General features: G+C 62.4%; 19 protein-coding genes and 1 pseudogene. 10 read left to right on the forward strand and 10 right to left on the reverse strand.

Going from position 1 to position 25,728, the window contains the following annotated elements; all coding sequences use genetic code 11:
• Window positions 1–15: 15 nt before the first annotated feature.
• Together QRN10_RS23860 and QRN10_RS23865 are read right to left on the reverse strand one after the other, a co-directional pair.
• A complete protein-coding gene (locus QRN10_RS23860) occupies window positions 16–4,695 on the reverse strand; it encodes a hemagglutinin repeat-containing protein (RefSeq protein ID WP_285429301.1) in 4,680 nt (1,559 codons plus the stop codon).
• Between the two features lie 29 nt (window positions 4,696–4,724).
• Window positions 4,725–6,419, reverse strand: coding sequence for a ShlB/FhaC/HecB family hemolysin secretion/activation protein (locus QRN10_RS23865; protein ID WP_285429302.1), 1,695 nt, complete (start codon window positions 6,417–6,419; stop codon window positions 4,725–4,727).
• Between the two features lie 211 nt (window positions 6,420–6,630).
• On the opposite strand from QRN10_RS23865, the gene sohB reads away from it, so the two are divergent.
• Both sohB and QRN10_RS23875 read left to right on the forward strand, forming a co-directional pair.
• Entirely contained in the window at window positions 6,631–7,656 is a 1,026-nt protein-coding gene (sohB, locus tag QRN10_RS23870; RefSeq protein WP_181076871.1) for a protease SohB, read from the forward strand.
• Between the two features lie 383 nt (window positions 7,657–8,039).
• On the forward strand, window positions 8,040–9,608 hold the full coding sequence (locus QRN10_RS23875) for a TerC family protein (RefSeq protein WP_285429303.1): 1,569 nt from the start codon (window positions 8,040–8,042) through the stop codon (window positions 9,606–9,608).
• A 43-nt stretch (window positions 9,609–9,651) separates the two neighbouring features.
• Here the strand turns inward: QRN10_RS23875 and QRN10_RS23880 are convergent.
• Together QRN10_RS23880 and QRN10_RS23885 are read right to left on the reverse strand one after the other, a co-directional pair.
• Window positions 9,652–9,918 (reverse strand): annotated as a pseudogene (locus QRN10_RS23880) (thioredoxin family protein); the annotation flags it as partial.
• A 74-nt stretch (window positions 9,919–9,992) separates the two neighbouring features.
• Window positions 9,993–10,241, reverse strand: a complete 249-nt coding sequence (locus QRN10_RS23885) for a hypothetical protein (RefSeq protein WP_181076968.1) — start codon at window positions 10,239–10,241, stop codon at window positions 9,993–9,995.
• 324 nt (window positions 10,242–10,565) lie between these two features.
• Here QRN10_RS23885 and QRN10_RS23890 point away from each other — a divergent pair, with 324 nt between their 5' ends.
• The 8 genes from QRN10_RS23890 to QRN10_RS23925 all read left to right on the forward strand — a co-directional run bounded on the left by QRN10_RS23890 (window position 10,566) and on the right by QRN10_RS23925 (window position 17,100).
• The gene (locus tag QRN10_RS23890; RefSeq protein ID WP_285429304.1) at window positions 10,566–11,414 is read left to right on the forward strand and encodes a transporter substrate-binding protein; all 849 of its coding nucleotides are present in this window, start codon (window positions 10,566–10,568) and stop codon (window positions 11,412–11,414) included.
• 52 nt (window positions 11,415–11,466) lie between these two features.
• Window positions 11,467–12,129: an amino acid ABC transporter permease gene (locus tag QRN10_RS23895; protein ID WP_266247863.1), complete on the forward strand. Its 663-nt coding sequence runs from the start codon at window positions 11,467–11,469 to the stop codon at window positions 12,127–12,129.
• A gap of 12 nt (window positions 12,130–12,141) precedes the next feature.
• Window positions 12,142–12,804 carry an amino acid ABC transporter permease gene (locus QRN10_RS23900; RefSeq protein ID WP_181076873.1) on the forward strand — a complete coding sequence of 221 codons (663 nt, stop codon included), beginning with the start codon at window positions 12,142–12,144 and terminating at the stop codon, window positions 12,802–12,804.
• Window positions 12,801–13,583: an amino acid ABC transporter ATP-binding protein gene (locus QRN10_RS23905; RefSeq protein ID WP_181076874.1), complete on the forward strand. Its 783-nt coding sequence runs from the start codon at window positions 12,801–12,803 to the stop codon at window positions 13,581–13,583. Before QRN10_RS23900 ends, QRN10_RS23905 begins: the two co-directional genes overlap by 4 nt.
• A gap of 16 nt (window positions 13,584–13,599) precedes the next feature.
• Window positions 13,600–13,989 carry a RidA family protein gene (locus QRN10_RS23910; protein WP_253508060.1) on the forward strand — a complete coding sequence of 130 codons (390 nt, stop codon included), beginning with the start codon at window positions 13,600–13,602 and terminating at the stop codon, window positions 13,987–13,989.
• A 109-nt stretch (window positions 13,990–14,098) separates the two neighbouring features.
• Window positions 14,099–14,863: an IclR family transcriptional regulator gene (locus QRN10_RS23915; RefSeq protein ID WP_181076877.1), complete on the forward strand. Its 765-nt coding sequence runs from the start codon at window positions 14,099–14,101 to the stop codon at window positions 14,861–14,863.
• 9 nt (window positions 14,864–14,872) lie between these two features.
• Window positions 14,873–16,081 (forward strand): amino acid deaminase, encoded by a 1,209-nt coding sequence (locus QRN10_RS23920; RefSeq protein WP_266247865.1) that lies wholly within the window; start codon window positions 14,873–14,875, stop codon window positions 16,079–16,081.
• Window positions 16,082–16,191: 110 nt separating this feature from the next.
• Window positions 16,192–17,100: a sugar kinase gene (locus QRN10_RS23925; protein ID WP_266247867.1), complete on the forward strand. Its 909-nt coding sequence runs from the start codon at window positions 16,192–16,194 to the stop codon at window positions 17,098–17,100.
• 120 nt (window positions 17,101–17,220) lie between these two features.
• Here the strand turns inward: QRN10_RS23925 and QRN10_RS23930 are convergent, their stop codons facing one another.
• From QRN10_RS23930 to QRN10_RS23955, 6 genes are all read right to left on the reverse strand, one after another.
• Entirely contained in the window at window positions 17,221–17,496 is a 276-nt protein-coding gene (locus QRN10_RS23930; RefSeq protein WP_046383114.1) for a peptidylprolyl isomerase, read from the reverse strand.
• 31 nt (window positions 17,497–17,527) lie between these two features.
• On the reverse strand, window positions 17,528–19,702 hold the full coding sequence (locus QRN10_RS23935; RefSeq protein WP_266247870.1) for a hybrid sensor histidine kinase/response regulator: 2,175 nt from the start codon (window positions 19,700–19,702) through the stop codon (window positions 17,528–17,530).
• A 142-nt stretch (window positions 19,703–19,844) separates the two neighbouring features.
• A complete protein-coding gene (locus QRN10_RS23940; RefSeq protein ID WP_285429305.1) occupies window positions 19,845–21,797 on the reverse strand; it encodes an acetoacetate--CoA ligase in 1,953 nt (650 codons plus the stop codon).
• Window positions 21,798–21,857: 60 nt separating this feature from the next.
• Window positions 21,858–22,631: a 3-hydroxybutyrate dehydrogenase gene (locus QRN10_RS23945; RefSeq protein WP_285429306.1), complete on the reverse strand. Its 774-nt coding sequence runs from the start codon at window positions 22,629–22,631 to the stop codon at window positions 21,858–21,860.
• A gap of 7 nt (window positions 22,632–22,638) precedes the next feature.
• Window positions 22,639–24,030: a GntP family permease gene (locus tag QRN10_RS23950; protein WP_253508048.1), complete on the reverse strand. Its 1,392-nt coding sequence runs from the start codon at window positions 24,028–24,030 to the stop codon at window positions 22,639–22,641.
• Window positions 24,031–24,280: 250 nt separating this feature from the next.
• On the reverse strand, window positions 24,281–25,714 hold the full coding sequence (locus QRN10_RS23955; RefSeq protein ID WP_285429307.1) for a sigma-54 interaction domain-containing protein: 1,434 nt from the start codon (window positions 25,712–25,714) through the stop codon (window positions 24,281–24,283).
• Window positions 25,715–25,728 lie beyond the last annotated feature (14 nt).

Genomic DNA, 25,728 nt, shown 5'->3' on the forward strand with positions numbered 1-25,728 from the left:
CGGGGCCGGTGCACTTCAGCGCAGGCGTTGATCGATCCCGCTGGTCAACCATTGGCTTTGGTCATGGCCGCCACCGCGCAGCAGGCCCAGGTTGAATTGTTCATCGCGCTGGCGCTGTGGATCAGCGCTGTCGGTGAATTGCGCGTACAAGGCCTTGCTCAGCTGCTCGGGGGAGGTGGAGACATTCAGCGAGAAGTCCGTACGGGTGTCACGGCCTCGCACATCGTGGGTAGTGACGTTCGCGCCACCCAGCGTCACGCCGCCATCACTGGAACGGATGCGAGCCCCGGTCAGCTCGACCTCGCCGCCCACCTGCAGGGCCACGCCGTCGCGGCCGCTGATGCCGGACGCCTGGGCGACTGTGTCATTGCTCAACCGGGTGACATCTACCAGCAGCGTCGGGGTGGTGCTGCGATGGGCGGGGTTCTGGAACAACAGATTTTTCAACGCGGAGCCGCTATCGGCAGCACCGCTTGCGGGGCTGCCCGAGGGCGCGGCGGCGGTTCTGCCGGTCAGCTTGTCCTTGAGCGTACGCGCCTTGTCGGCGGTTTTTTCATAGAGATTTTTGCTGCCGCCCTTGAGCTTGCCGGCCAGGGGGCCGCTGGCCACGCTGAGTTTATCCACGGTGCCGGCCGGGTTCTTCTCGGTGGTCAATTGCGTATCCACCTGCACTTTCAAACCGGTTACCTGGTCTTGCCGACTCTGCACGATCAGGTCGCCGCCGACAGTGCCGCTGACGTCGTGCGCCGTGACCACAGCGCCCAGCAGCCGCGTATCGCCCCGGCTGTCGAGCTGAATGCGATCGGCCTGCAGGCGCGTATTGGTGTGGGTCTGGCTATTGAGTGTATCGACCCCACCCTTGGCCCGGGCGAACAGCCCGGCGCCGTTGCTGGCTGCGTCCGAACCGCGGCTGCCGCTGAGCCCCAGGCCACCGGCGATGGAGCGGTTGTTGCGCTGTTCGTGGGTCAGCGCGGACTCCAGCAACAGCTGGCCTTGCGTCGCGGCCAGCTCGAATGCCCGCGCCTGGCCCTGGACGCCTTGCAGTCGCACGCTGCCGGCCTGCAGGCGCACACGCCCGGAGCTGTCGAGGGAGCCGCTGCGCTGCACGGTGCTGCGTTCATTGACATCGGCCAGGCTGAACTGGGCACCGACACTGCCGCTTTTGCTGTTGGCCGTGTCACTGCGAGAGCCTTTGACGCTGGCGCGACCGCCGCCGCCGAGGCTGTTACCGTCGGCGGTGTGGGTATCGATGCCGGCCAGGAACTCAAGGCGGTTGCCGGCCGTGAGGCTAACGTCGCCGCCGTCCGCCGCGCCGACTTGCGTACCGTGCAAGGTCAAGTCCTGCCCGGCGCTGATCTCGGTCAACCCTGCGGCGACCAGGCTGGCTGCGCGGCCCTGGGAGTCCTCTACGGTCAGCTCGGCCTTATCCAACTGCCCGCCGGCGTTGGCTTTTTTACTGCTGGCGGGGCTGCTGCCCACTTCGAGCCAACCGAAACCGCTCAAGGTGCCTTCGCCGGAGCGCTGCCAGTTACGGGCTTCATCAAAGGTCAGCGAGCCCGGCGTGTGCACCTTCAGGTCACCCAGCCCGGCGTTGAAACGGGTGCCCTCATAGCGCCCGTCGCTGCCCAATTGCACGCTGATGCCGTGTGTCGCTTCAAGGCTGCCTGGCACTGCGGTGCCGGTGGCGCCCGCCAGATCAAAACTGCCGCCCACACCGAGGATTCGCCCGTTGATGTCTCGGCCAGTGGTGGTGTAGAGCCGCAGTGAAACATCGGCGTCGGTGCCGGTGTCCCGTTGCCAGGTGCGGTTTTCGGCGGCCGTGAACGCGTGGCTGTCGGCGTTGATCGAGACGCTGCCGGCGTTCGCCACATAGCGAGTGCCGGTGTCCACCAGCGCCCCGTCGACCTGCACCTTCACCGAGGCACCTTCGAGCGTCGTAACCACCGCCGTGCTGACGCCTTTTTCGGCGCCGGTTTCCAGCGCATTGAACGCCAGGTCGACGCCCAGGTTGGGTGGGTCAAGCGCATCCAGCACCGAGGGCTGGTAGAACTTGCTCTGATCCACCCCGTCGACGACTTTCTGCACCGGCCGTGTGACGTCTTTGTATTCCACATTGCCGCCGATGCTGGCGGTCCAGCGGCTGACCTGCTCGGTTTCGACCGTGCTGTCGGACACCGCGCGGTTCTCCACGCTGCCGGCGCTGATTGTCAGGTCCTGGCCGGCTTTGAGCTGCGCCGCTTCGGTGACAACCTGCCCGGCGACGAGCGTGAGATCGCCCGCGCTGTCCAATTGGCTTGTCTTGACGGTATTAGTGGTCTGGGTTTGCACCCCTTGCTCCTTGCCGACGGTGTAACCGCCGCCCGCACGGTCCATGCCACCGGTGGCGTAATAGCCAAGGGCAAACTTGTCGTTTTCATGGGTCTGCGTGGTCTGGTCGGCGGCGCTGAGCAACTCAATGGATGAGGCGCTCAGGTTCAAGTCGCCGTGGGTTGCGCTGACGTCAGAGGCCGTGACGCGCAGCTTATCGCCTGCGGTAAGGTCCACCGTGCCGCCTTTGAGTTGACTGCCCTCATGGGACAGCCGCTCCAGGGTGGTGGTGTTCTGCTGTTGAGTGTAATTGACGCCCGCCTGGAACTGATTGGAGTCCTTGATGCCGGGTGCTTGCTGTTTGGTCTCGCTGGTGGAGGGGGAAAAACCATTGCGCACGGTCTGGGTGACGGTGGTCTCGCGCTGGGTGGCTGCCAGCACATTGATATCTGCGGCGGCGCTCAACGCCAGTTCGGCCTTTGCCTGGACATCGGAGCCGATCACGTTCAGGTCTTTGGCGCTTTGCAGGCGCAGGTTGCTGTGCGATTGCACCTGGCTGCGCACCTGAGTACTGGTGTCTTTTCGCTCGCCGGTGTGATCCTTGAGCAAGCCGAACAGTTTGCTGTCGGTATTGGATTTGTCCGAGCTCACCCGGCTCTCGGCACCGTCAATCGTCAAGGCGCCGCTGTTGCTGATCAGCAGCGCATCGCGTTGGCCGAGCACCTGGCTGCCGCTGATCAGCACATCCTCGGACTGCACGCGCAGCGTACCTTGGGCGCCGACGCGGCTGCCGACCGCTGTGTCCTGCGAGAGGTTGTCCTTGTTTTTATTGCCGAAGAACGCGCCGGAGACCAGGTCGCCTTCGTAGTTCTGCTCAATGCGCTTGCGGGCGGCCCGTGTTACGCCGATGTTGACCTGTTTCCCGGCCTCGATGGTCAGGTCGCGCCGGCTCTGCACCTGGCTGCCGAGCACGGCAAGGTTTTTGCCACTGCTGAGGGTCATCGCGCCGCCGCTCGAGAGGCTGCTGCCTCGCGCGGTCTCGGTGCCGCGGGTGGTGTCGTAGTCGCCGCGCCACAGGCCTTTGCGGTGCTTGAGCGTTTCGCGTGTGGTCTCAGCGTCGTTCAGTGCGGTCAGGCGCAGGTCCCGGCCGGCCGTGGCGCGCAAGGTGCCGCCGGCGGTCGCGGTGGAGGCGGCCAGCTGCAGGTCTGCGCCGGCCTTGAGCGTCAGGTCGGTGCGCGCCTTGAGGTGGGTGCCGAATTGCTCGACGCGGGTTTTCAGGGTCGTTTTGTCGTAGGTTTCGTGGGTGACGAACAGCACCTTCTTTTTCCAGGACTCACGTTTCTCGTCCCGGCTAGTGCGGGTTTTGGCGTCAAGCCGCAGGGTGCCCCCGGCGCTCGCATCGATGGCGCGGCCCTGCACGTCTACCGCCGACAAGTTCAGGTCATCCCGAGCCTGCAGCGCAATATCGCCGGAGGTGCTGCTGACCCGCATACGCAGGGGGTCGGGAATGCCGGAGATTTCGAGATTGCCGGCTGAGGTGACCTTGATATCGCCGCGTGCCGTCAACGGCGCGGCGATCCTGACCCCGGCGCCTTCGGCAGTACTGACCAGCGTGATACGCCCGCCTTGCATGGCGCCCAGCAGTTGCGCATCCACCGGGCGCGTGTTGGCCCGGCGGCTGCTTTCAAGGCTGCTGTCGCTGTAGCGCAGGCGGTTCTGTCCGAGGACCAGGTTGAGGTCGTCTCGTGCGCTGACAGGCCCGGTGGTGTCGATGCGCGGGGCAATCAGGTCGATAGCGCCGGTGCTGTTGTGCACACCTCGCTCGCCGACGTTCAGCGCGTTGACGCTATCGAACGTGGTGAGGCGCTTGAGCGCACCGTTCTCGAACTCCGGGCGTCCCACCACAAAGCTGGCGCGCGGTGTATTGATGAAGCTGGCGCCATTGACGTGGATGCCATTGGGGTTGGCCAGGACGTAGTCGGCGGGGCGGCCGAACACTTCCTGTGCGCCATTGATGCGGGAGGCGTTGCGGCTGACCACTTCATTCAGAATCAAGCGTGCCTCGTGCCCGCGCAACTGTGGGTTGGCCGACAGCCGCCCGGCCAGTTGCGACTGGCCCGCGGTCAATGCGTTGTTCAGCACCAGGCCTGCACGCTGGACGTTGTAGTCGACAAATTTGTTGTGGGAGACCCCGGCCGCGTTGGGCGCGACGATGTTCACCACCGGCACGCCCTGTGCGGTGACAAGCTGCGCATTGCCGGCCACCGGTAGCACGTCGGCGGCGAAGGTTTGTTGCCCTGAGTGAAGGGTGATCAGGCTGCAGATTGCCCAGCGCAGGGTCTGGGAGGGTTTGAGGTGAACGCGGGGAAATCGAGAATGACGGCTCATGGTGTGGTCTTCTTGTTGTTGTGAAAGGGTCATTTCAGAGGCAGGCTCAACTCCATCAGCCAGAAGCCTCGCGCCTTGGCTGGCAACGCCGGCCCGAACAGGCCGCGCTGGTAATCCAGGTCCAGCTGCCAGTCGCGCCGGGACAGCGCCATGCCAAGGCTGGCGCCGCCCACGCGCTGGATGTCGGCGCCGTTTACGTACTGGCTCCAGCCCAGGTCGACGCCCAATCGGGGGCTGATATGCCATTGCTCGGCAAGCGGGCGTGGCAGGCTGAGGGTATTGCGCCACACCGCACCGTTGGCGGCGGCCAGTGTGCTCAGGCGAAAGCCGCGCACCGCGTAATGGTCGGTGACCAGCAGCTGCTCCAGGCCCGGCAGCGGGTCGGGGCTGTATTGCAGCGTCAATTGGCTGCTCCATAACCGCTCGATACGCTGGCTTTGACGCGTGTAGTCGATGTCGAGGCGGTACTTGCGAAACTGCGCGCGCGGCAGGCCCGGGGATGGGTGCTGGCTGTCCCGGTCGGCGCCCAGCCCACGAAGGCCCTGGGCGTAGCTGAGTGTGCCGTTCCAGATGCCGTCGGAGATCCTCAGCAGGTTGAGGCTGGCTTCGGCCACCGTGAGGCTTGGGCTCTGAATCGCCAGGAAGGTGTCGGCAATATAGCTGCGTGAACGTTTGGTACTCAGGCGCAGGTTGCCGTTCAGCAGGGTGCGCTGGTCGCGCCACAACAGGCGGTTGAGGCCCACGCCATACTGATTGACCTGACCGTTGGCCCTGATGGTCTGACTGGGCAGTTCGATGCCGTACCGGTAATGCGCCTGGCTGGCAGTCAGGGCCAGGGTCCAGTACCCGTAGGGCAGCGAATAGTAGATGCCCTCGGAGCGGCTGTAACGGGTGCTGCCGGCCAGGGAGGTGCTGGCGCTGAGGTTGATGAAATCATTCAGGCCCAGCGGGCTGTCGTAGGCGAGGTTGAACACGCCCGTGTGCCGCCCGGTGGTGTCGGCGCCCCGGTTGTTGTACCGCGCAATGCTGCTCAGGCGCGATGCAACGCTGCGCGGATGCACCCGCAGATGGGAGCCGCCGGGCTCGGTGCCGGGCAATACCTGCACCGTCAGGTCGAGTGAGCGCAGGCGGTTCAACTGGTCGAGGCCCTGCTCCAGGTCGCGCAGTTGCAGCGGTTGGCCCAGCATCCCGGGAAACGCACCGCGCAGCGACACGGGCAGGCTCGGGTCGGCCAGCTCGATGCTCTCCACAAAGCCTTGTTCGATGACGATATCCAAGGGTTGGTCATCTTCGGGCGCCTGCCGCAAGTACGGCCGGCTGGCGATAAAGCCCGCGTCGACATACAGCGCGGTCAATGCCGCGAGCAGTTGGTTTATCTGCGTAGCGCTCATGCAGGCGGTGAGGTGTGACTGCAGCAGGCTGCGCACGCGCGCAGGGTCCAACAGGGAATTGCCCGCCAGGCTCAGCCCGCTCGTGTGCCAGCAGGGCTCGTCGGTGACGGGCGACGGTGCGGAGGGGCTTGCCGGCGCCGGTGGTTCGCGTTCGAGCTGGCGCAAGCGTTGCTCGCGTTCCAGATGTTCACGGGTTCGGCGTTCGAATTCCTGTGTGCGCAGCTCAACCGGGTTGGCCTGCACGGTAGCGGCCAGACCGGGCGTGGCGGCACTCGACGCAATGGACAGGGGCGTGAGCAGGCAGGCGCGAATATCGAGCGGGAAGGGACGCATGAGCAGGGGTCCTGTCGAATGCTTTCAACGCGAAGTTTAAAGTCGTTTTCCCCTGTAAATGCTGAGTTGTACGTCTGAAAATCGTGTGGGAATCGAACTACTCAAGTAGGACCCTGTCGTTTTTTTTGTAGGTTTCTGACCGAGTGAACAGCGTTAGACACAGCGACGCCAATCCCCGTAGACTGCGGCTTTCGAGCCTCATAGGTGTCTTATGGAGTTTCTTGCCGAGTACGCAAGTTTTCTAGCTAAAACCGTCACCCTGGTGGTCGCCATTCTGGTGGTGCTGATCAGCTTCGCGGCGCTGCGCAGCAAAGGTCGGCGCAAGTCCGCCGGCCAATTGCAGGTCAGCAAACTCAACGATTTCTACAAAGGCCTGCGCGAACGTCTGGAGTCGAGCCTGCTCGACAAGGACCAGCTCAAGGCCCTGCGCAAATCCGAGGGCAAGGCTGAGAAAAAGAAGGGCAAGCAAAAAGCCGAAGCTAAACCACGCGTGTTCGTGCTGGATTTCGACGGTGACATCAAGGCTTCGGCCACCGAGAGCCTGCGCCATGAAATCACCGCACTCCTGAGCCTGGCCACGCCCAAGGACGAAGTGGTGCTACGCCTGGAAAGCGGCGGCGGTATGGTGCACAGCTACGGCCTGGCCTCGTCGCAACTGGCGCGTATCCGCCAGGCCGGCGTGCCGTTGACGGTGTGCATCGACAAGGTGGCGGCCAGCGGCGGCTACATGATGGCGTGCATCGGCGAGAAGATCATCAGCGCCCCGTTTGCCATCCTCGGCTCCATTGGCGTGGTGGCGCAGTTGCCCAACGTCAATCGCCTGCTCAAGAAGCACGATATCGACTTTGAAGTCCTCACCGCTGGTGAATACAAGCGCACCTTGACGGTGTTTGGCGAAAACACCGAGAAGGGCCGGGAGAAGTTCCAGGAGGATCTGGACATTACCCATCAACTGTTCAAGAACTTTGTCTCGCGTTATCGCCCGCAACTGGCCATCGACGAAGTGGCGACCGGCGAAGTGTGGCTGGGTGTGGCTGCGTTGGATAAACAGCTGGTTGATGAACTGCAGACCAGCGATGAATACCTGGCGACGAAGGCGAAGACGGCCGAGGTGTTTCATTTGCACTATGCCGAGCGCAAGAGTTTGCAGGAGCGCGTGGGGTTGGCGGCGAGCGGGTCGGTGGATCGAGTGTTGTTGACGTGGTGGAGTCGGTTGACTCAGCAGCGCTTTTGGTAAATCTGGATTCAGAATGCAGTGTGATTGTGGGCGTAGGTCTGTGCACACATCTTAAGGCTGATAAATAACTCTGTTGTGAGCGGGCTTGCTGTGGTGAGCGATCGGGAGCAAGCCCCTCCCACCTGGTTTATGTGTCAGATACAGGTTTTGTAATGGTTTTGTGTTGTGGGAAAGTCGCGTTTCGAATGTAGGATTTAAGTCCTTTTCTGATCACAGGACTTGCATGAATACCCTCTCGGAGCCCCCCAGTCGTCTCTCCCCAAGGCGCTTGTTGCTGCCGTTCCCGCTGAAACATCCCGTTTTTCGATTGCTAACCTTGTCCCGGTCTTCTGACCGCGTCTTGCCGTGTCCGGCATTCTGAATTCAACCAGGAGACTTCATAAATGGAATGGTTAGCGGATCCAACGGCCTGGCTCGGCTTGTTGACCTTGATTGTGCTGGAACTGGTGCTGGGTATCGACAACCTGGTGTTTATTGCGATCCTGGCGGATAAGCTCCCGCCCGAGCAGCGCGACCGTGCGCGGTTGATCGGTTTGTCTCTGGCGTTGCTGATGCGCCTGGGCCTGCTGGCGAGTATTTCCTGGTTGGTAACGCTCACCCAGCCGCTGTTTGAGGTCTTTGACAAGGCTTTCTCGGGGCGCGATCTGATCATGTTGTTCGGCGGTGTGTTCCTGCTGTTCAAGGCGACCATGGAATTGCATGAGCGTCTGGAGGGCCATGTGGCACAGCGTTCGGGCAATGCGGCTTATGCGCTGTTCTGGCCCATCGTGGCGCAGATCGTGGTGCTCGATGCGGTGTTTTCCCTGGATGCGGTGATTACCGCCGTGGGCATGGTGGAAGAGCTGGCGGTGATGATGATCGCCGTGATCATTTCCATCGGCCTGATGATTGTCGCGAGCAAACCGTTGACGCGCTTCGTGAATGCCCACCCCACGGTGATCATGCTGTGTCTGGGCTTTCTGATGATGATCGGCTTCGCCCTGACCGCCGAAGGCCTGGGCTTTCATATTCCGAAGGGCTACCTGTATGCGGCCATCGGCTTCTCGATTCTGATCGAAGTGTTCAACCAGATTGCCCGCGCCCGTCGCAGGAAATCGGCGCAGGGCGTGCTGCCGGTGCGTGAGCGCACCGCCCATGCGGTCATGCGCCTGTTGGGCGGCCGCAGCCTGGCGGTGGAAGAGGTCGGTGAAGAGGTTGCCGATCTGCTGGGCGAACCGGACGCGGCGCAAGGTCCGCTGTTCCACCGACGCGAGCGGGTCATGATCAGCGGCGTACTGCAATTGGCCGAGCGACCGATCCGCACGCTGATGACACCGCGGGCCAAGGTCGACTTCATCGATCTGTCGGACGATCGCGACACTATTCGCCTGAAAATGATGCATTCGTCCTATTCCCGGCTGCCGTTGATCCGTAACGGTGCCATTGATGAGCCATTAGGCTTTGTGCACAAGAAGGAACTGCTCAAGGAATGCCTGGCTGGTAACGAGCCGAACCTTGAGCACCTGGCGCGCCGGGCGATCAATCTGTTGGAGAGTTTTTCGATCCTCAATGCATTGGAGCAGATGCGCCAGGAGTCGACCCACATCGCGTTTGTGATCAACGAATTCGGTGATTTTATCGGCGTATTGAGCATGACCGACATTCTTGAGTCCATCGCAGGCGAACTGCCGGATGCCAGCGAAATTGAAGGCCCGGACATTGTTGAAGAAGGCGCGGGCTTTCGCGTCAACGGCGCGCTGAATCTGCAGCACGTGCGCCAACGCATCGGCTTCAACGCCATCGCTACCCAGGATTACCAGACCTTGGCGGGATTGGTGATGAGCCTGCTCGACCGTCTGCCCGTGGTGGGCGACCGGCTGGAGCATGAGGGTTGGCGTTTGACGGTGGTCGCGGTAGAAGAGCGGCGGGTGACGCAAGTGGTTTTGCAACCTTGCGACGTGAATAGTGTTTGAAGGTGCTGCGCACGACACGGAGTTGCTTGGTCTCGGGCCCGAAGCCCTTGAGTTTCTCCATCAAGGTGCCGCGCATATAAATCAGTAACGTCGGGGTACCCGTCACGTCAGGGTGCCTCGGCGTCTTCGCGCAATCCACCACCAGGCTGCGCACGCGCGGGTACTGTCGGGCAATTCGGTCAAACAGCGGCCCGGCCGTTACGCAGGCTGGGCAATGCTCAGAGACAAACAAAATGAATACCGGACGCTTGGTGTTCAAGATCCGTTGATATTCCTGGGCGTTGGCAATCGTTGCGGTGGCATACCCCATGGCGTGAACCTCCTGGATAGAGCTGGTTTTCACCAACGCTAAGCCGGGCCCGCGCCTGCGTCTACTGTCAACCTTTACAGGTCAGCCTCCCGTTCCGCGCGTTCGCGCGCCTTGCGCGCCTGGTTCGCGCACTTGCGGTATTCCTCATTGTCGCGAGACGCCTTGGCGCGGCGATAGTCGTGATGGTTCTGGCTGCTGTAATTGGCATCGAAGGACTCCTTGAGCCTCGCCAACTCCTCCTTGCACGCGCGACGGTCCTCGCTGCCCAGTGCATGCCCGGCAAACATCGCAAAAACCACTAACCCGACAACACTCGTCTTCATCATCGCCCCCGCACCCCGCCTCCAAAAAACCAAAACAACACGCCGCGCCTGACCCTGAAAGCCTAGCTCCCCCTCTCGATATTTCCACGCTGCCACCGCCCCCAATTGAGGCGTTATCACCCAACCTGTGGCCGCAGGTAGCACCTTAGCAGCCGATACTGGCTCTTAGCCGTATTTCATCAAAAGCCTATCTCACTGATCTAAAAGGTATTTCCCACCAGCATATTTTTCCGCGTCTACGTATGGCACACTTTCTGCTGTCTATTCCGTTGTTACAAACTAAGTTCCGGTATAGCGGAATACACAACCCCTGGAGTGCTTGTCATGCATCACCGACCTTCCGTGTTCAAAGCGTGTGTTTTTCTCTTCGCCGCATCGGCTTCCCTCGCCAGCGTTGCGCAGGCGGCGGGCAGCAAGCTCGATGATGTGCTCAAACGTGGGCATCTGATCGTGGGTACAGGCAGTACCAATGCGCCGTGGCACTTCCAGGGAGCGGATGGCAAGTTGCAAGGGTTCGATATCGATATCGGCCGCATCGTGGCCAAGGGGCTGTTCAACGACCCAAGCAAGGTCGAGTTCGTGGTGCAGTCGTCCGACGCGCGAATTCCCAACCTGCTCACCGACAAGGTCGACATGAGCTGCCAGTTCATCACTGTCACCGCCAGCCGCGCGCAGCAGGTGGCGTTTACCTTGCCTTACTACCGCGAAGGCGTGGGCCTGCTGCTGCCGAACAACAGCAAGTACAAGGAAATCGACGACCTGCAGGCCGCGGGCGATGGCGTGACCGTGGCCGTGCTGCAGAACGTGTACGCCGAAGAGTTGGTGCACCAGGCGCTGCCCAAGGCCAAGGTCGATCAGTACGACAGCGTTGACCTGATGTACCAGGCCGTGAACTCCGGCCGCGCCGATGCCGCCGCCACCGATCAGTCCTCGGTCAAATACCTGATGGTGCAGAACCCCGGCCGCTACCGCAGCCCGGCCTACGCCTGGAGCCCGCAGACCTACGCCTGCGCGGTCAAGCGCGGCGATCAGGAGTGGCTGAACTTCGTCAACACGGCGCTGCATGAAGCCATGACCGGCGTGGAGTTCCCCACCTACAAAGCGTCCTTCAAGCAATGGTTTGGCGTGGACCTGCCGGAGCCGGCGATTGGCTTCCCTGTCGAGTTCAAGTGACGTGTAAAAACCGGGGCGCCAACACTGGCGCCCCTTTCAGGTAGCGTTGACCATGAATTATCAGTTGAATTTTGCCGCCGTCTGGCGCGATTTCGACACCTTGCTGGCGGGGCTCGGGTTGGGTCTGCAACTGGCATTGCTGTCGATCGCCATCGGCTGCGCGATCGGCCTGCTGATGGCGTTTGCCATGCTGTCCAGGCACCGCGCCTTGCGCATGCTGGCCTCGGTGTATGTGACGGTGGTGCGCAATACACCGATCCTGGTGTTGATCCTATTGATCTACTTTGCGTTGCCCAGCCTGGGCATTCGTCTGGACAAGATTCCTTCGTTCATCATCACCTTGTCGCTTTACGCCGGGGCGTACCTGACCGAAGTGTTCCGCGCCGGGCTGTTGAATATTCCCAAGGGGCTGCGCGAAGCCGGCCTGGCCATCGGCCTGGGCGAGTGGCGCATTCGGGCCTATATCACCGTGCCGGTGATGCTGCGCAATGTGCTGCCGGCGCTGTCGAACAACTTTATCTCGCTGTTCAAGGACACCTCCCTGGCCGCTGCGATCGCCGTGCCGGAACTGACCTATTACGCCCGCAAGATCAACGTCGAAAGCTACCGGGTGATTGAAACCTGGCTGGTCACGACCGCGCTCTACGTGGCCGCCTGTTACCTCATTGCCCTGTTGCTCCGCTACCTGGAACAACGTCTGGCGATCCGTCGTTAAGGAGGGTTCCCCATGTACGAATCTCCCAGCTGGTTGCATGCGTTGTGGATCGCCCGGGACACGCTCTGGGCGGGGTTTCAGGCCAGTGTCTATGTGTCGGCGCTGGCTATTATCTTTGGCACGCTGATCGGTATCGTCGCCGGGTTGATCCTGACCTACGGCAGGTTCTGGATGCGTGCACCGTTTCGCCTGTATGTCGACCTGATCCGTGGCACCCCGGTGTTTGTGCTGGTGCTGGCGTGCTTCTACATGCTGCCGGCGCTCGGCTGGCAGATCAGCGCATTCCAGGCCGGTGCGGTCGGGCTTACGTTGTTCTGCGGCTCCCACGTGTCGGAAATCGTGCGCGGCGCATTGCAAGCCATTCCCCGTGGGCAACTCGAAGCGAGCAAGGCGATCGGTCTGACGTTCCGGCAGTCGCTCGGCTACGTGCTGTTGCCGCAGGCGTTGCGTCAGATCCTGCCGACCTGGGTCAATTCCTCCACGGAAATCGTCAAAGCCTCGACCTTGTTGTCGGTAATCGGCGTGGCCGAATTGCTGCTCAGCACCCAACAAGTGATCGCACGCACCTTCATGACCCTGGAGTTCTACCTGTTCGCCGGGTTTCTGTTCTTTGTCATTAACTACGCCATCGAGTTATTCGGGCGCTACATTGAAAAGCGGGTGGCCTTGCCATGAACCAATCTCACACAACCGAACCGCTGCTGAACATTCGCGGCCTGCGCAAACAGTACGGCGAGGTCGAAGTGCTCAAGGGCGTCGACCTGTCGATGCAGCGCGGCAATGTGGTGACGCTGATCGGCTCCAGCGGCTCAGGCAAGACCACACTGCTGCGTTGCGTCAATTTGCTGGAAGAGTTCCAGGGCGGCCAGATCACCCTGGACGGCGAGTCGATTGGCTACAGCGACGTCGGTGGCAAACGCGTGCGTCACCCGGAGCGCGTGATCGCTCAGCATCGGGCGATGACGGGCATGGCGTTTCAGCAGTTCAACCTGTTTCCGCATTTGAGCGCGTTGCAGAACGTCACCCTGGGCTTACTGAAAGTTAAGAAAATGCCTAAGGACCAGGCGGTAGCGCTCGCGGAAAAATGGCTTGAGCGCGTAGGACTTCTAGAGCGGCGCAATCACTTTCCCGGCCAATTGTCCGGTGGCCAGCAACAGCGCGTGGCGATTGCCCGCGCCATTGCGATGAACCCCAGCCTGATGCTGTTCGATGAAGTGACCTCGGCGTTGGACCCGGAACTGGTCGGCGAAGTGCTCAGTGTGATCAAGGGCCTTGCCGAAGAGGGCATGACCATGTTGCTGGTCACCCATGAAATGCGTTTCGCCTATGAAGTGTCCGACCAGATCGTATTTATGAACCAGGGGCGTATTGAGGAGCAGGGTTCGTCGAAGGATATCTTCGAACGTCCGCAATCGCCGCGCCTGGCGGAATTTTTGAAGAACATTCGTTTTTAATCAGGAGCACATCGTTATGAGCATCACTCGTTACGGAGCCGGCAGTACTGCCGGCGGTGGCCAGCCTCGTCCTTTCGCGCGCGCCGTGGAAGCGGACGGCTGGTTGTACGTCTCAGGCCAGGTACCGGCGGTGGACGGCGAAATCATTACCGGCGGCATTGTCGAGCAAACCCACCAGACCTTGCGCAATGTGGTAGCGATTCTGGAAGAAGCCGGCTACGAATTGAAAGACGTGGTCCGGGTCGGCGTATGGCTGGAAGACCCACGGGACTTCTGGAGTTTCAACAAAGTCTTCGGCGAATATTTCACCCCTGAACACGCCCCTGCGCGGGCTTGCGTGCAAGCAAGCATGATGGTCGATTGCAAGGTCGAGATCGATTGCGTGGCCTACCGGAAAAAAGGCTAAATTGCCCGGATCGTGAGACCACAACAGATCCATTGTGGGAGGGGGACTTATCCCCCTTCCACAGGGCATTGTGCCGCACCCAACCACTTCGACCGGACCGAATACCGCCATGACCGAAGACACCATCAAACGCCGCGCCAAAGGCCTGGACCGCGCGTTCGATATTCTCGATTTTCTCAAGGAAATCGGCCAACCGCTGCGCCCGAACGATATCGCCAGCGGCATCGGCAGCCCCAAGTCCACGGTCTATGAACTGGTCGCCTCGCTGTTGGAACGGCGCATCCTGGAAACGGTGGGCAAGGACGGTCACGTCTACCTGGGCCGCCAACTGTACTTTCTCGGTCAGGCGCACCTGCGCCATTTCGACCTGACCCGCGAGGCCGACCATGCCTTGCAGGAGATCGTCAGCCAGACCCACGAGACCGCCCAGATGTGCCTGCTCAACGGGCGCAAATACACCGTGGCGCTGATGCGCGAAGGTGAGCGGCATTTCCGTATTTCCTCGGACATCGGCGAAAACGCGCCCATCCCCTGGACTGCCTCCGGGCGTCTGCTGCTGGGGCACTTGAGCGATCAGCAGATCGTCGACCTGATCGACCCCGACGACTTCATCCTGCCGGACGGCCAGCGCCTGCCGCTGGAGACTTTCCTGGCGCAGATTCGTCAAGCCAGCCTCGACGGCTTCTTCTCGTTCGACAGCGTGGCCGACACCTTCACCCACTGTTTCGCCGCCCCGGTGCGGGATGCCCAAGGGGTGAGCATCGCGACTTTGTGCATCGTCGCGCCACGGGCCGACGCCCTCAACAACTACAACGACTATCGCCGGGTGCTGATCGAAAGCGCCAACCATCTGGCCCGTCGCATCAACGAATAGGAACCTCTTATGCCTGCCCTCAATGCCGTTGAAAAAGGCGCCGCCGCGGTCGGTGCCCATCTGGTCCGCGACGTCAGCCTGCCGGCCCTGGTGCTGCACCGTGACGCCCTGGAACACAACATTCGCTGGATGCAGACGTTTGTCCGCAACAGCGGCGCCGAGCTGGCGCCCCATGGCAAGACCAGCATGATGCCGGCGCTGTTCAAACGGCAGATCGAGCAGGGCGCGTGGGGTATTACCCTGGCCAGCGCGGTGCAGACCCGTGCTGCTTATGCCGGTGGCGTGCGCCGCGTATTGATGGCCAACCAGTTGGTGGGCGCGCCGAACATGGCGTTGATTGCTGAGCTGTTGGCCGACCAGGATTTCGAGTTCCATTGCATGGTCGACCATCCGGACAACGTCGCCGACCTGGGGCGGTTTTTTGCCGCCCGTGGCCTGCGCCTGAACGTGATGATCGAGTATGGCGTGCTCGGCGGACGTTGCGGGTGCCGCAGCGAGCAGGACGTGCGCGACCTGGCCAAGGCGATCAAGGCGCAGCCGGCCCTGGCACTGACGGGGATCGAAGGCTACGAAGGGGTGATCCACGGCGAACACGCCATCCGCGGTATTCGCGATTTTGCCGCGAGCCTGGTGCGCCTGGCGATGGAACTGCAGGACAGCGGCGCTTTCGATCTGGCCAAGCCCATCGTCACCGCTTCGGGGTCGGCCTGGTACGACCTGATCGCCGAGTCGTTCGAAGCCCAGAACGCCGCCGGGCGTTTTCTCAGCGTACTGCGCCCCGGCAGCTACGTGGCCCACGACCACGGTATCTACAAAGATGCGCAGTGCTGCGTGCTCGACCGCCGCAGCGACCTCAGCGAAGGCCTGCGCCCGGCCCTGGAAGTCTGGGCCCACGTACAATCGCTGCCCGAGCCAGGGTTTGCAGTCATCGCCCTGGGCAAGCGCGACGTGGCCTACGACGCCGGCCTGCCGATGCCGCTCAAGCGCTACAAGGCCGGTATCCTGCCGGCCGAAGGCGATGACGTGAGTGCCTGCAGCGTCACGGCCGTGATGGACCAGCACGCCTTTATGACCGTGGCGCCGGGGCTGGAACTGCGCATTGGCGACATCATTTCCTTCGGCACCTCGCACCCGTGCCTGACCTTCGACAAATGGCAAGTCGGCTGCCTGGTGGATGAGCAATTGCAAGTGATCGAACCCCTGCACACCTGCTTCTAAACCGCGCCGCCCCTATCGGGGGCAAGCCCCCACCCACCTGTTGAAATGCGTTCCCATGTGGGAGGGGGCTTGCCCCCGATAGAGCCCTCAACCACATCAGAGACTCAGGCATGAACACAACCCCTCGCATCGCCCTGATCGGCGAATGCATGATCGAACTGCAACACCGCGCCGACGGCAGCCTGGTTCAGAGCTTTGGCGGCGACACCCTGAACACTGCGGTGTACCTGCGCCGTGCGCTGGGCGAAAGCGGCAGCGTCGACTACGTCACCGCCCTGGGCGATGACAGCTTCAGCGATGCAATGCGCCGGCAATGGGCCGACGAAGGTCTCGGTCTCGGCCTGGTCCAACGCCTGCCGGGGCGGTTGCCGGGTTTGTATTGCATCCAGACCGATGCCAAGGGCGAGCGAAAATTTCTGTATTGGCGCAACGAAGCCGCCGTGCGCGACTGCTTCACCACGCCTGCCGCCGAGCCGGTTCTGGCGGCGCTGCCGAGCTACGACGTGGTGTATTTCAGCGGTATCACCCTGGCCGTGCTCGGTGAGGTCGGCCGTGCGCGCCTGCTGCAGGCGCTGATCGAAACCCGCCGCCGTGGCGGCCAGGTAGTGTTCGACAACAACTACCGTCCGCGCCTGTGGCCCAGTGTGGAAGCAGCGCGCGCGGCGTATCACGCGGTGCTCGCCGAAGTGGACATCGCCTTGCTCACCGAAGATGACGAGCGCGGGTTGTTTGGCTATCAGGACGCCGAGCAGGTGTTCGCGGCCTATCCAGCCATTGCCGAGGTGGTGCTCAAGCGTGGCGCCGATACATGCCTTATCCGCTGCAACGGCGAGCATTTTGCCGTGCCGGCGTTGAAGATCGAGAAGGTGGTGGATACCACGGCGGCGGGGGATTCGTTCAGTGCGGCGTATCTGGCCAGCCGGCTCCAGGGTGGTTCACCCGAGGTGGCGGCGTTGGCTGGACATCGTCTGGCCAGTCGGGTGATTCAGGTTCCGGGGGCATTGATTCCCCTGGGGTGAATGGCCGACTTCGGCGGATCGGGAGCAAGCCCCTTCCCACAGTCGATTGCATTCCTCCAGATATATGCATTCCACGGTGGGAGAGGGGGCTTGCCCCCGATAGGGCCCTGAAGGCGTCCCTCAGTCGCGATAAAACACCTGCACCAAGTGATACCCGAACTTGCTCTTGACCGGCCCATGCACCACCCGCAGCGGTTTCTTGAAAATCACCGCATCGATCGCCCCAACCATTTGCCCTGGCCGGATCTCGCCCAGATCGCCGCCACGTTTGCCCGACGGGCAGGTGGAGTACTTCTTGGCCAGCACATCAAAAGCTTCGCCCTTGGCAATGCGCTGCTTGAGTTGTTCGGCTTCCTCGCTGGTTTTCACCAGGATATGACGGGCTTGGGCTTTCATGGTTTTTTACCAGGTGTGCGACGGCGCGCGATTATGCCTGAAGTCGTTCGTCGACGCCGATCATCGCGCGGATTTTCGTCGCCAGCAGATCAATGGAAAACGGCTTGGCTACCATGTCCATGCCATCCTCCAGGAAGCCCTGGCGCTCGGAGGCTTTTTCGGCGTAGCCGGTCATGAACAGCACCTTGAGCCCCGGACGGTGCTGGCGCGCGATTTCCGCCAGTTGCCGGCCGTTCATGCCCGGCAGGCCCACATCGGTCACCAGCAGGTCCACGCGCAGGTCCGATTCCAGCAGCGGCAACGCGGTACGCGCGTCCGCTGCCTGGTGTGCGGTGTAGCCCAATTCGTCCAGCAGGTTCACCACCAGCATGCGCACCGCCAGGTCATCCTCGACCACTACGACTGCTTCGCCCGCCTGGGCCACCGGCGCTTCGCCGAGGCTGGCCGGCAGGCTGCTCTCCAGGGAGGTGCCGTGCAGGCGCGGCAGGTACAGGCGCACGCAGGTGCCCTGGCCCGGCTCGCTTTGGATGGTCACATGGCCGCCGGACTGCTGGGCAAACCCGTAGATCATCGACAGCCCCAGGCCAGTACCCTGGCCGATAGGCTTGGTGGTGAAGAAGGGGTCGAACGCTTTGGCAAGAATCTTCGGCGCCATGCCGGTGCCGTTGTCGCACACACCGAGCATCACGTAATCGCCGGCCTTGACGGGTTCGAGGGTGGTGATGTCGGTGCCGTCCAGGTAACTGTTGGCGGTTTCGATCAGTATTTCACCGCCGTCGGGCATGGCGTCGCGGGCATTGATCACCAGGTTGAGCAACGCGTTTTCCAACTGGCTGGCATCGGTGTTGACCGGCCAGATGTCCTGGCCCAGTTGCACATTCAGGCGAATGTGCGCGCCTTTGGTACGACGGAACAGGTCTTCCAGGGACGCCACCAGCTGGTTCGGGTCCAGTGGGCGCCGGTCCAGCGACTGGCGCCTGGAGAACGCCAGCAACCGATGGGTGAGGGCGGCGGCGCGATGGGCGGAGGACACGGCGGCTTCGATGAAACGGCCGATCTCCTCGCTGCGCCCTGCGGTGATGTAACGCTGCATCAGGTCCAGGCTGCCGATAATACCGGTGAGCATATTGTTGAAGTCATGGGCGATGCCGCCGGTGAGCTGGCCTACCGCTTCCATCTTTTGCGCATGGCGTAAGGCATCTTCGGCGCGCTCGCGTTCGTACATTTCGTTTTGCAGGCGCTGGTTGGCCTCGGCCAGCGCCTGGGTGCGCTGGGCGACCCGCTCTTCGAGGTTTTCATTGAGGTGGCGCAGGGCCTGTTCGGTGGTCTTGCGTTCGGTCAGGTCCAGGGCGGCGCCGAGGAAACGCACCGGCCGGCCCTGGTGGTCCTTGTAGCAGCGGCCGCGGGCGAAGATCCAGCGTACCTCGCCATCGGGCAGCAACAAACGGTACTCCTCGGCGTATTCGGTGCCGTGGCTGATGCAATGCTTGATGCTGCGCGCCACCGTGCCACGGTCTTCGGGGTGAACACCTTGCAGGTAGGCGCTGATGGGCAAGAGGCCGGCGTCGCCGGGTGCGACGCCGTGCAGATAGGCGAAGTGCGCGTCGGCGATGAAGTGGTCTTCGCCAATGTCCCAATCCCAGGTACCCACCGCGTCGGTAGCGGCCAGCGCCAATTGCAGGCGTTGCTCGCTGTTGTGCTGGGCCTTCAGGCTGGCTTCGGAGCGTTGTTGCAGCTCGAGGGCCTTGCTGCGGCGCTCGTGGGTGTCGATGGCGGTGACCAGGATGCCGGCAACCTGGCCGCTTTCGTCGCGGATCGGGCTGTAGGTGAGGTCCAGCCAGATTTCGGTGTCGCGGTGGTTGCGCTGCAGCACAAAGCGCTGCTCGCTGAAGGTGCGCGTCTGCCCGTCGCGCACGGCGCTGTAGATCGGTGCGGTAAAGCTTTCCAGCTCCGGCCAGGTCTGATGCGCCGGCTGGCCCATGGCATCGGGGTGCTTGTTGCCCGCCAGCCGGGCAAAGCCATCGTTGTACAGTTGGATAAGTTGGTGGCCCCACAGCAAAAGCATCGGCATCGGTGAATTGACCACGATATCGACGGCTGTGCGCAGGCTTTGCGGCCAGTCATTGGCCTCACCGAGCGGGCTTCGTGCCCAGTCCAGCCGTGCAATCAATGCAGCGGCTTCGCTACCGGTGGATGTTCCATTCATGAAAAAGCCCTGAGCGTAACGCTTTGAAAGATAAAAACACCCATTATCCCGTGAGTGGGCAATAAGTGACTACCCCGGAAAAATAGCACGCCCTGGCGTTTTGTCTCGCAAATCGGCCCCTCAGAGCTGAAACCTTTCATCTTCAAGCCAGTTCGGGACGGTCGCGAAACGCCTCCAGGGCCTCGGGGTTGGCCAGGGCGTCGGTGTTCTTCACCGGTTCGCCGTGCACGACGTTGCGCACCGCCAGTTCGACGATCTTGCCGCTGATGGTGCGCGGAAGATCGCTGACGGCGAGGATCTTCGCCGGCACATGGCGCGGTGTGGTGTTGGCGCGGATCACCTGGCGGATCTGCTGTTCCAGCGCCTCATCGAGCACGACGCCAGGGTCCAGGCGCACAAACAGCACGACCCGAACGTCGTCCTGCCAGCGTTGGCCGATGGCCAGGCTTTCCAGCACCTGAGGGACTTTTTCCACCTGGCGATAAATCTCGGCGGTGCCGATGCGCACGCCGCCGGGGTTGAGCACCGCGTCCGAACGCCCGTGGATCAACAGGCTGCCGTTGGCGCGCTCCTCGGCGTAGTCGCCCTGGGCCCATACGCCGGGGAACTGGCTGAAATACGACGCACGCAGTTTCTGCCCGTCGGGGTCGTTCCACAGGCCGATGGGCATGGCGGGGAAGTGACGGGTACACACCAGCTCACCTTTTTCGCCGATCAACGGCTGGCCCTGGTCGTCCCACACCTCGATGGCCATCGCCAGGCTCTTGCACTGGATTTCGCCACGGCGCACCGGCAGCACCGGGTTGCCGATGACAAAACAGGAGACGATGTCGGTACCGCCGGACATCGACGACAGGCACAGCTCGGCCTTGATCTCGCGGTACACGTAATCGTAGCTCTGCGGTGACAGCGGCGAGCCGGTTGAGATCAGCCCCTTAAGGCTACCCAGCGCATGGCTCAGGCGCGGTTGCAGGCCGGCCTTTTCCAGGGTGGCGAGAAACTTGGGGCTGGTGCCGAACACGCTGATGCGTTCCGCGTCGATCAGGTCGATCAAGCGCGCAGGCCCCGGGTGAAACGGCGAGCCGTCATAGAGCACCGCCGTAGCGCCCAGGGCCAGTACCGACACCAGCCAGTTCCACATCATCCAGCCGCAGGTGGTGTAGTAGAACAGGCAGTCGTCGCGGGACAGGTCGGCATGCAGGCCGTGTTCCTTCAGATGGGTGAGCAGCACACCGCCGGTGCCATGGATGATGCACTTGGGCACCCCAGTGGTGCCACTGGAATACAGGATGTACAGCGGATGATCGAACGGCACCGCAACAAACGCAGGCTCGCCGCCGGGTTGGTAAACGTCCTGCCAAAGCGTCACGCGGGCCCGGGTGCGATAGTCCTCGACCCGAGCCTGCGGCCGTGCGTACGGCACCACGATCAACTGCTGCAAAGACGGCAGGCGTTCGAGGATTTCATTGAGCTTGGCGCTCTGATCGATGGTTTTGCCGGCATACCGATAACCGGCGCAGGTGATCAGCACCTTGGGTTCGATCTGGCCGAAGCGATCGATCACGCCTTGGGTGCCGAAGTCGGGCGAAGAGCACGACCAGATCGCGCCAAGGCTGGTGGTGGCAAGCATGGCAACCAGGGTTTGCCAGGTATTGGGCATACACGCCGCGACGCGGTCGCCTATACCGACGCCCGCCGCTCGCAGACTGTTTTGCAGGCCGGCGACATGGGCGGCGAGTTCGGCGTAGGTGAGTTGTTCGCGCTGGCCGTCTTCGCCGACGGCGACCACGGCCGGGTGATGGTCACGGCGGCGCAGCAGGTGCTCGGCAAAATTTAGGGTCGCACCGGGAAACCACTGGGCGCTGGGCATCGCGTCGCCTTCGATCAGCGCGGCGCTGGGCGGGCTGCGAAACTGCACGTCGAAAAACGCGACAATGGCCTGCCAGAACTCGGCGCGCCGGTCGATGCTCCACTGGTGCAGCGCCGGGTAGTCGCAAAGCTGCACGGCGTGGCGATCATTGATAAAGCGCCGGAACTGATCCATGCGCGTGTTGCGGATGCGTTCCGGGGAGGGTTGCCAGAGGATTTCGGACATCAGCCAGGTCTCTTGTTCTTATGCACGTCTTCCAAACAACAGCGTTCCACTGTGTTTGATCTATTGGGCCAGCCAGCCCCCATCGATATTCCATGCCGCACCACGCACCTGGGCGCCGGCCTCGCTGCACAAGAACAGCACCAGCTCGCCCAGTTGCGACGGGGTCACGAACTCCAGCGACGGCTGTTTCTCCGCCAGCAGATCATGCTGCGCCTGCTGCGGGTCCACGCCTTGGGCAATGCGGTCGTCGATCTGCTTTTGCACCAGCGGCGTCAGCACCCAGCCGGGGCAGATCGCGTTGCAGGTTACGTTGCTGGGGGCGGTCTCCAGGCCCACCACTTTGGTCAGGCCGATCACGCCGTGCTTGGCCGCCACATAAGCGGCCTTGCCCACCGAACCGACCTGGCCATGCACCGAGGCAATATTGACGATACGCCCCCAGCCCTTGGCCTTCATGCCCGGCAGGCCCAAGCGTGTGCTGTGGAACACCGACGACAGGTTGATCGCGATGATCGCGTCCCAGCGCTCGGCCGGGAAGTCTTCGACCGCCGCCACATGCTGGATGCCGGCGTTGTTCACCAGAATGTCCACGCCGCCGAACTCACGCTCGGCGTAGGCGAACATGTCGGCGATCTGCGCCGGATCGCTGACGTCCGCCGGATGGTGGCCGACCTGGCCGCCATAGGCTTGCACGTGGGCGATTACCGCGCTGGCATCGCCAAAGCCATTGAGGATCAGGTTGGCGCCGGCCTTGGCCAGGCTCAGCGCGATACCCAGGCCGATGCCGCTGGTGGAGCCGGTGACCAGGGCGGTCTTGCCATTCAATGTCGTCATGTACACCTCATACAATGCCAGTGGCATAGAAAGTACCGATCACCACGAACACCGCAAGGGTCTTGATAATCGTGATGCCGAAAATATCCTTGTAGGCTTCGCGGTGGGTCAGGCCGGTGACCGCCAGCAGGGTGATCACCGCGCCGTTGTGGGGCAGGGTGTCCATGCCGCCACTGGCCATGGCCGCGACCCGGTGCAGCACTTCAAGGGGGATATTGGCCGCGTGGGCCGCCGCGATAAAACTCTCGGACATCGCGGCCAGGGCGATGCTCATGCCGCCCGAGGCGGAACCGGTGATACCGGCCAGCAACGTCACAGTGATCGCCTCGTTGACCAACGGGTTGGGGATGCCCTTAAGCCAGTCCGCCAGCACCAGAAAGCCCGGCAACGAAGCGATGACCGCACCGAAGCCGTATTCCGACGCGGTGTTCATCGCCGCCAGCAACGCACCGCTGACCGCGCTCTTGCTGCCTTCGGCGAGTTTGCTCTTGATGGCCGAGAAGCCGAACACCAGCACCACGATAATCCCCACCAGCAGCGCCGCCTGCACCGCCCAGATCGCCGTGAGCTTGGCAATCTCGGTGGTCACCGGCGCGCTCATGCCAGGCAGGCTGAGGCTGTGGGTCTTGCCGTACCACTGCGGAATCCAGTGGGTGAACAGCAGGTTCATCACGCCTACCAGGATCAGCGGCGACAGCGCGATCCACGGGTTGGGCAGCGCCAGGTTCTCAGCGGTTTCCGGTTCATTGCGCAGGTCGATGCCGTAGCCTTCCCCGGCGCGCTGGGCCTTGTTGCGTTGGCGTGCCAGGTAGAGCATGCCGGCGCAGAACACGAAGATCGTGCCGATCAGCCCTAGCCACGGCGCCGCCCAGGCTGTGGTGTTGAAGAACGTGCTGGGGATGATGTTCTGGATCTGCGGCGTGCCGGGCAGGGCGTCCATGGTGAAGGAAAACGCACCCAGGGCGATGGTCGCCGGGATCAGGCGCTTGGGGATATTGCTCTGGCGGAACATCTCCGCCGCGAACGGGTACACCGCGAAAACCACCACAAACAGCGACACGCCGCCGTAGGTGAGCAGGGCGCAGACCAGCACGATCACCAGCATCGCCTGGCGCGTGCCGAGCAAACGGATCGCCGCCGCCACGATCGAACGCGAGAAGCCCGACAACTCAATCAACTTGCCGAATACCGCACCCAGCAGGAACACCGGGAAATACAGTTTGATAAAGCCGACCATTTTTTCCATAAACACCCCGGTAAAGGCAGGGGCGACGGCGGAAGGATCGGTCAGCAGCACCGCGCCGAGGGCGGCGATGGGGGCGAACAGGATAACGCTATAGCCACGGTAGGCAGCCAGCATCAGCAACGCGAGGGCTGCCAGGGCAATGATCACACTCATGGTGTGTCTCCAGATGGGATTGTTATTTTTGTGGGTGACGCTGTGGGAAGGGCTATAGCGAGATGTGTGCCAAGTGGTTAATTGCTTGAAATATATGGATATTTTTCAACAGGTTTTAAGCCGTGTCTCAATTTCAAGACAGGCGCGGATCAAATGTGGGAGGGGGCTTGCCCCGATAGCGGTCTATCAGCCAGGAAAATAGCGGCTGAACCAATGCCATCGGGGGCAAGCCCCCTCCCACCCAGGCTGTCTATTTATTGAGATGTGTATCTCTATTTGGAGATTGGGTAATGCCCAGGGCCACCATCTTCTTGTACAAAGTCGACCGCCCCAGCCGCAACCGTTTGGCCGCTTCCACCACATTCCCATCACACGCCTTTAGCGCCGCTGCAATCACCTGCCGGTCAAACCGCTCTCGCGCCGCGTTGTAGCTTTCGCCTTCCACCGCTGCCACGGCATTGCTACGCGCCACCGGACTGAAGGTGCCGATCGCCGCGCGGACTTCCTCGGCGTTCAATACCAGGTCATCGCTCAACAGCGCCGCGCGCTCCAGCACATTGCGCAACTCGCGGATATTCCCCGGCCAGGCATGCTGGGCCAGCAGGGCCAGGGCCTCGAGGTCCAGTTCGTGGTGGCTGCGCAGTTCTTCGAGGATCGCCTCGCTGAGCGCCGGAATATCTTCCAGGCGTTCGCGCAGGGGCGGCACCTGGATGGGCAGCACGTTCAGGCGGTAGTACAGGTCTGCGCGAAACTCGCCGCGCTTGATTGCCGCTTCAAGGTCCATCGATGTGGCCGCGATCACCCGCACATCACTGTGCAGCATCTCGTTGGAGCCGACCGGTTCGAATTCCTTTTCCTGCAACACCCGCAGCAGTTTGCTCTGCAGCGGCAGCGGCATATCGCCGATTTCATCCAGAAACAACGTACCACCCTCGGCGATCTGGAACTTGCCGGAGCGGCCCTTGCGGTCCGCCCCGGTAAACGCGCCAGGTGCCGTGCCGAAAAATTCGGCTTCCAGCAGGTCATGGGGGATCGCCGCGCTGTTGATGCTCACGAACGCCTTGTGCGCCCGCGACGACGCGCCATGAATGGCCTGGGCCAGCAGCTCCTTGCCGGTACCGGTTTCCCCCAGCAGCAATACGGGCGACTCGGCCTTTGCACTGCGCCGCGCCCGGCGTTTGACCTCCAGGCTCGCGGCACTGGTGCCGATAAAATGCGCGAAGGTGTACTTGCTCTGGCGTGAGCGCAGCAACGAGCGGGTGGAGGCCAGTTCCTGCTGCATGCTCAGGTAGCGCTCGATCAGGGGCGACAAGTTGCGCAGCTCATCGAACAGCGCGAAGCCGATGGCGCCGATCACCGCGCCGGCATCGTTGTGAATCGGCAGGCGCATCACCACCAGCGGGCCTTTGGGCGTGTCCTGGATATCCAGCAGGATCGGCCGGTCGGTGCGCACCACCTGGCGCAGCAAACTGTTTGAGATCACTTGTTCGCACGGTTGGCCGATGGCCTCTTCGGCGCTCTTGAGACCGAAGCGTCTGGCGTAGCGCTCGTTCATCCACACGATGTTGGCATCACGGTCGACAATTACCGTGCCTTCGCTGGACTGCTCGATGATCTCGAACAGCGACTGGATCGCCAGCCCGCGTACCTGTTGGTAATCGGTGAGGTTATCGGTGAGGTTCATGCCCATGCCGCCAG

The organism is Pseudomonas sp. lyk4-R2A-8, assembly GCF_030209095.1.
Classification (GTDB): domain Bacteria; phylum Pseudomonadota; class Gammaproteobacteria; order Pseudomonadales; family Pseudomonadaceae; genus Aquipseudomonas; species Aquipseudomonas quebecensis.

Excerpts from the sequence above, each read along its gene's own strand:
- QRN10_RS23945 (WP_285429306.1), bottom strand. The coding sequence starts at position 22,631 with ATGACGACATTGAATGGCAAGACCGCCCTGGTCACCGGCTCCACCAGC.
- QRN10_RS23885 (WP_181076968.1), bottom strand. The coding sequence starts at position 10,241 with ATGAAGACGAGTGTTGTCGGGTTAGTGGTTTTTGCGATGTTTGCCGGG.
- QRN10_RS23920 (WP_266247865.1), top strand. The coding sequence starts at position 14,873 with ATGCCTGCCCTCAATGCCGTTGAAAAAGGCGCCGCCGCGGTCGGTGCC.
- QRN10_RS23900 (WP_181076873.1), top strand. The coding sequence starts at position 12,142 with ATGTACGAATCTCCCAGCTGGTTGCATGCGTTGTGGATCGCCCGGGAC.
- QRN10_RS23925 (WP_266247867.1), top strand. The coding sequence starts at position 16,192 with ATGAACACAACCCCTCGCATCGCCCTGATCGGCGAATGCATGATCGAA.
- QRN10_RS23915 (WP_181076877.1), top strand. The coding sequence starts at position 14,099 with ATGACCGAAGACACCATCAAACGCCGCGCCAAAGGCCTGGACCGCGCG.
- QRN10_RS23930 (WP_046383114.1), bottom strand. The coding sequence starts at position 17,496 with ATGAAAGCCCAAGCCCGTCATATCCTGGTGAAAACCAGCGAGGAAGCC.
- QRN10_RS23910 (WP_253508060.1), top strand. The coding sequence starts at position 13,600 with ATGAGCATCACTCGTTACGGAGCCGGCAGTACTGCCGGCGGTGGCCAG.
- QRN10_RS23860 (WP_285429301.1), bottom strand. The coding sequence starts at position 4,695 with ATGAGCCGTCATTCTCGATTTCCCCGCGTTCACCTCAAACCCTCCCAG.
- QRN10_RS23890 (WP_285429304.1), top strand. The coding sequence starts at position 10,566 with ATGCATCACCGACCTTCCGTGTTCAAAGCGTGTGTTTTTCTCTTCGCC.
- QRN10_RS23955 (WP_285429307.1), bottom strand. The coding sequence starts at position 25,714 with ATGAACCTCACCGATAACCTCACCGATTACCAACAGGTACGCGGGCTG.
- QRN10_RS23875 (WP_285429303.1), top strand. The coding sequence starts at position 8,040 with ATGGAATGGTTAGCGGATCCAACGGCCTGGCTCGGCTTGTTGACCTTG.
- QRN10_RS23895 (WP_266247863.1), top strand. The coding sequence starts at position 11,467 with ATGAATTATCAGTTGAATTTTGCCGCCGTCTGGCGCGATTTCGACACC.
- sohB (WP_181076871.1), top strand. The coding sequence starts at position 6,631 with ATGGAGTTTCTTGCCGAGTACGCAAGTTTTCTAGCTAAAACCGTCACC.
- QRN10_RS23905 (WP_181076874.1), top strand. The coding sequence starts at position 12,801 with ATGAACCAATCTCACACAACCGAACCGCTGCTGAACATTCGCGGCCTG.
- QRN10_RS23935 (WP_266247870.1), bottom strand. The coding sequence starts at position 19,702 with ATGAATGGAACATCCACCGGTAGCGAAGCCGCTGCATTGATTGCACGG.
- QRN10_RS23950 (WP_253508048.1), bottom strand. The coding sequence starts at position 24,030 with ATGAGTGTGATCATTGCCCTGGCAGCCCTCGCGTTGCTGATGCTGGCT.
- QRN10_RS23865 (WP_285429302.1), bottom strand. The coding sequence starts at position 6,419 with ATGCGTCCCTTCCCGCTCGATATTCGCGCCTGCCTGCTCACGCCCCTG.
- QRN10_RS23940 (WP_285429305.1), bottom strand. The coding sequence starts at position 21,797 with ATGTCCGAAATCCTCTGGCAACCCTCCCCGGAACGCATCCGCAACACG.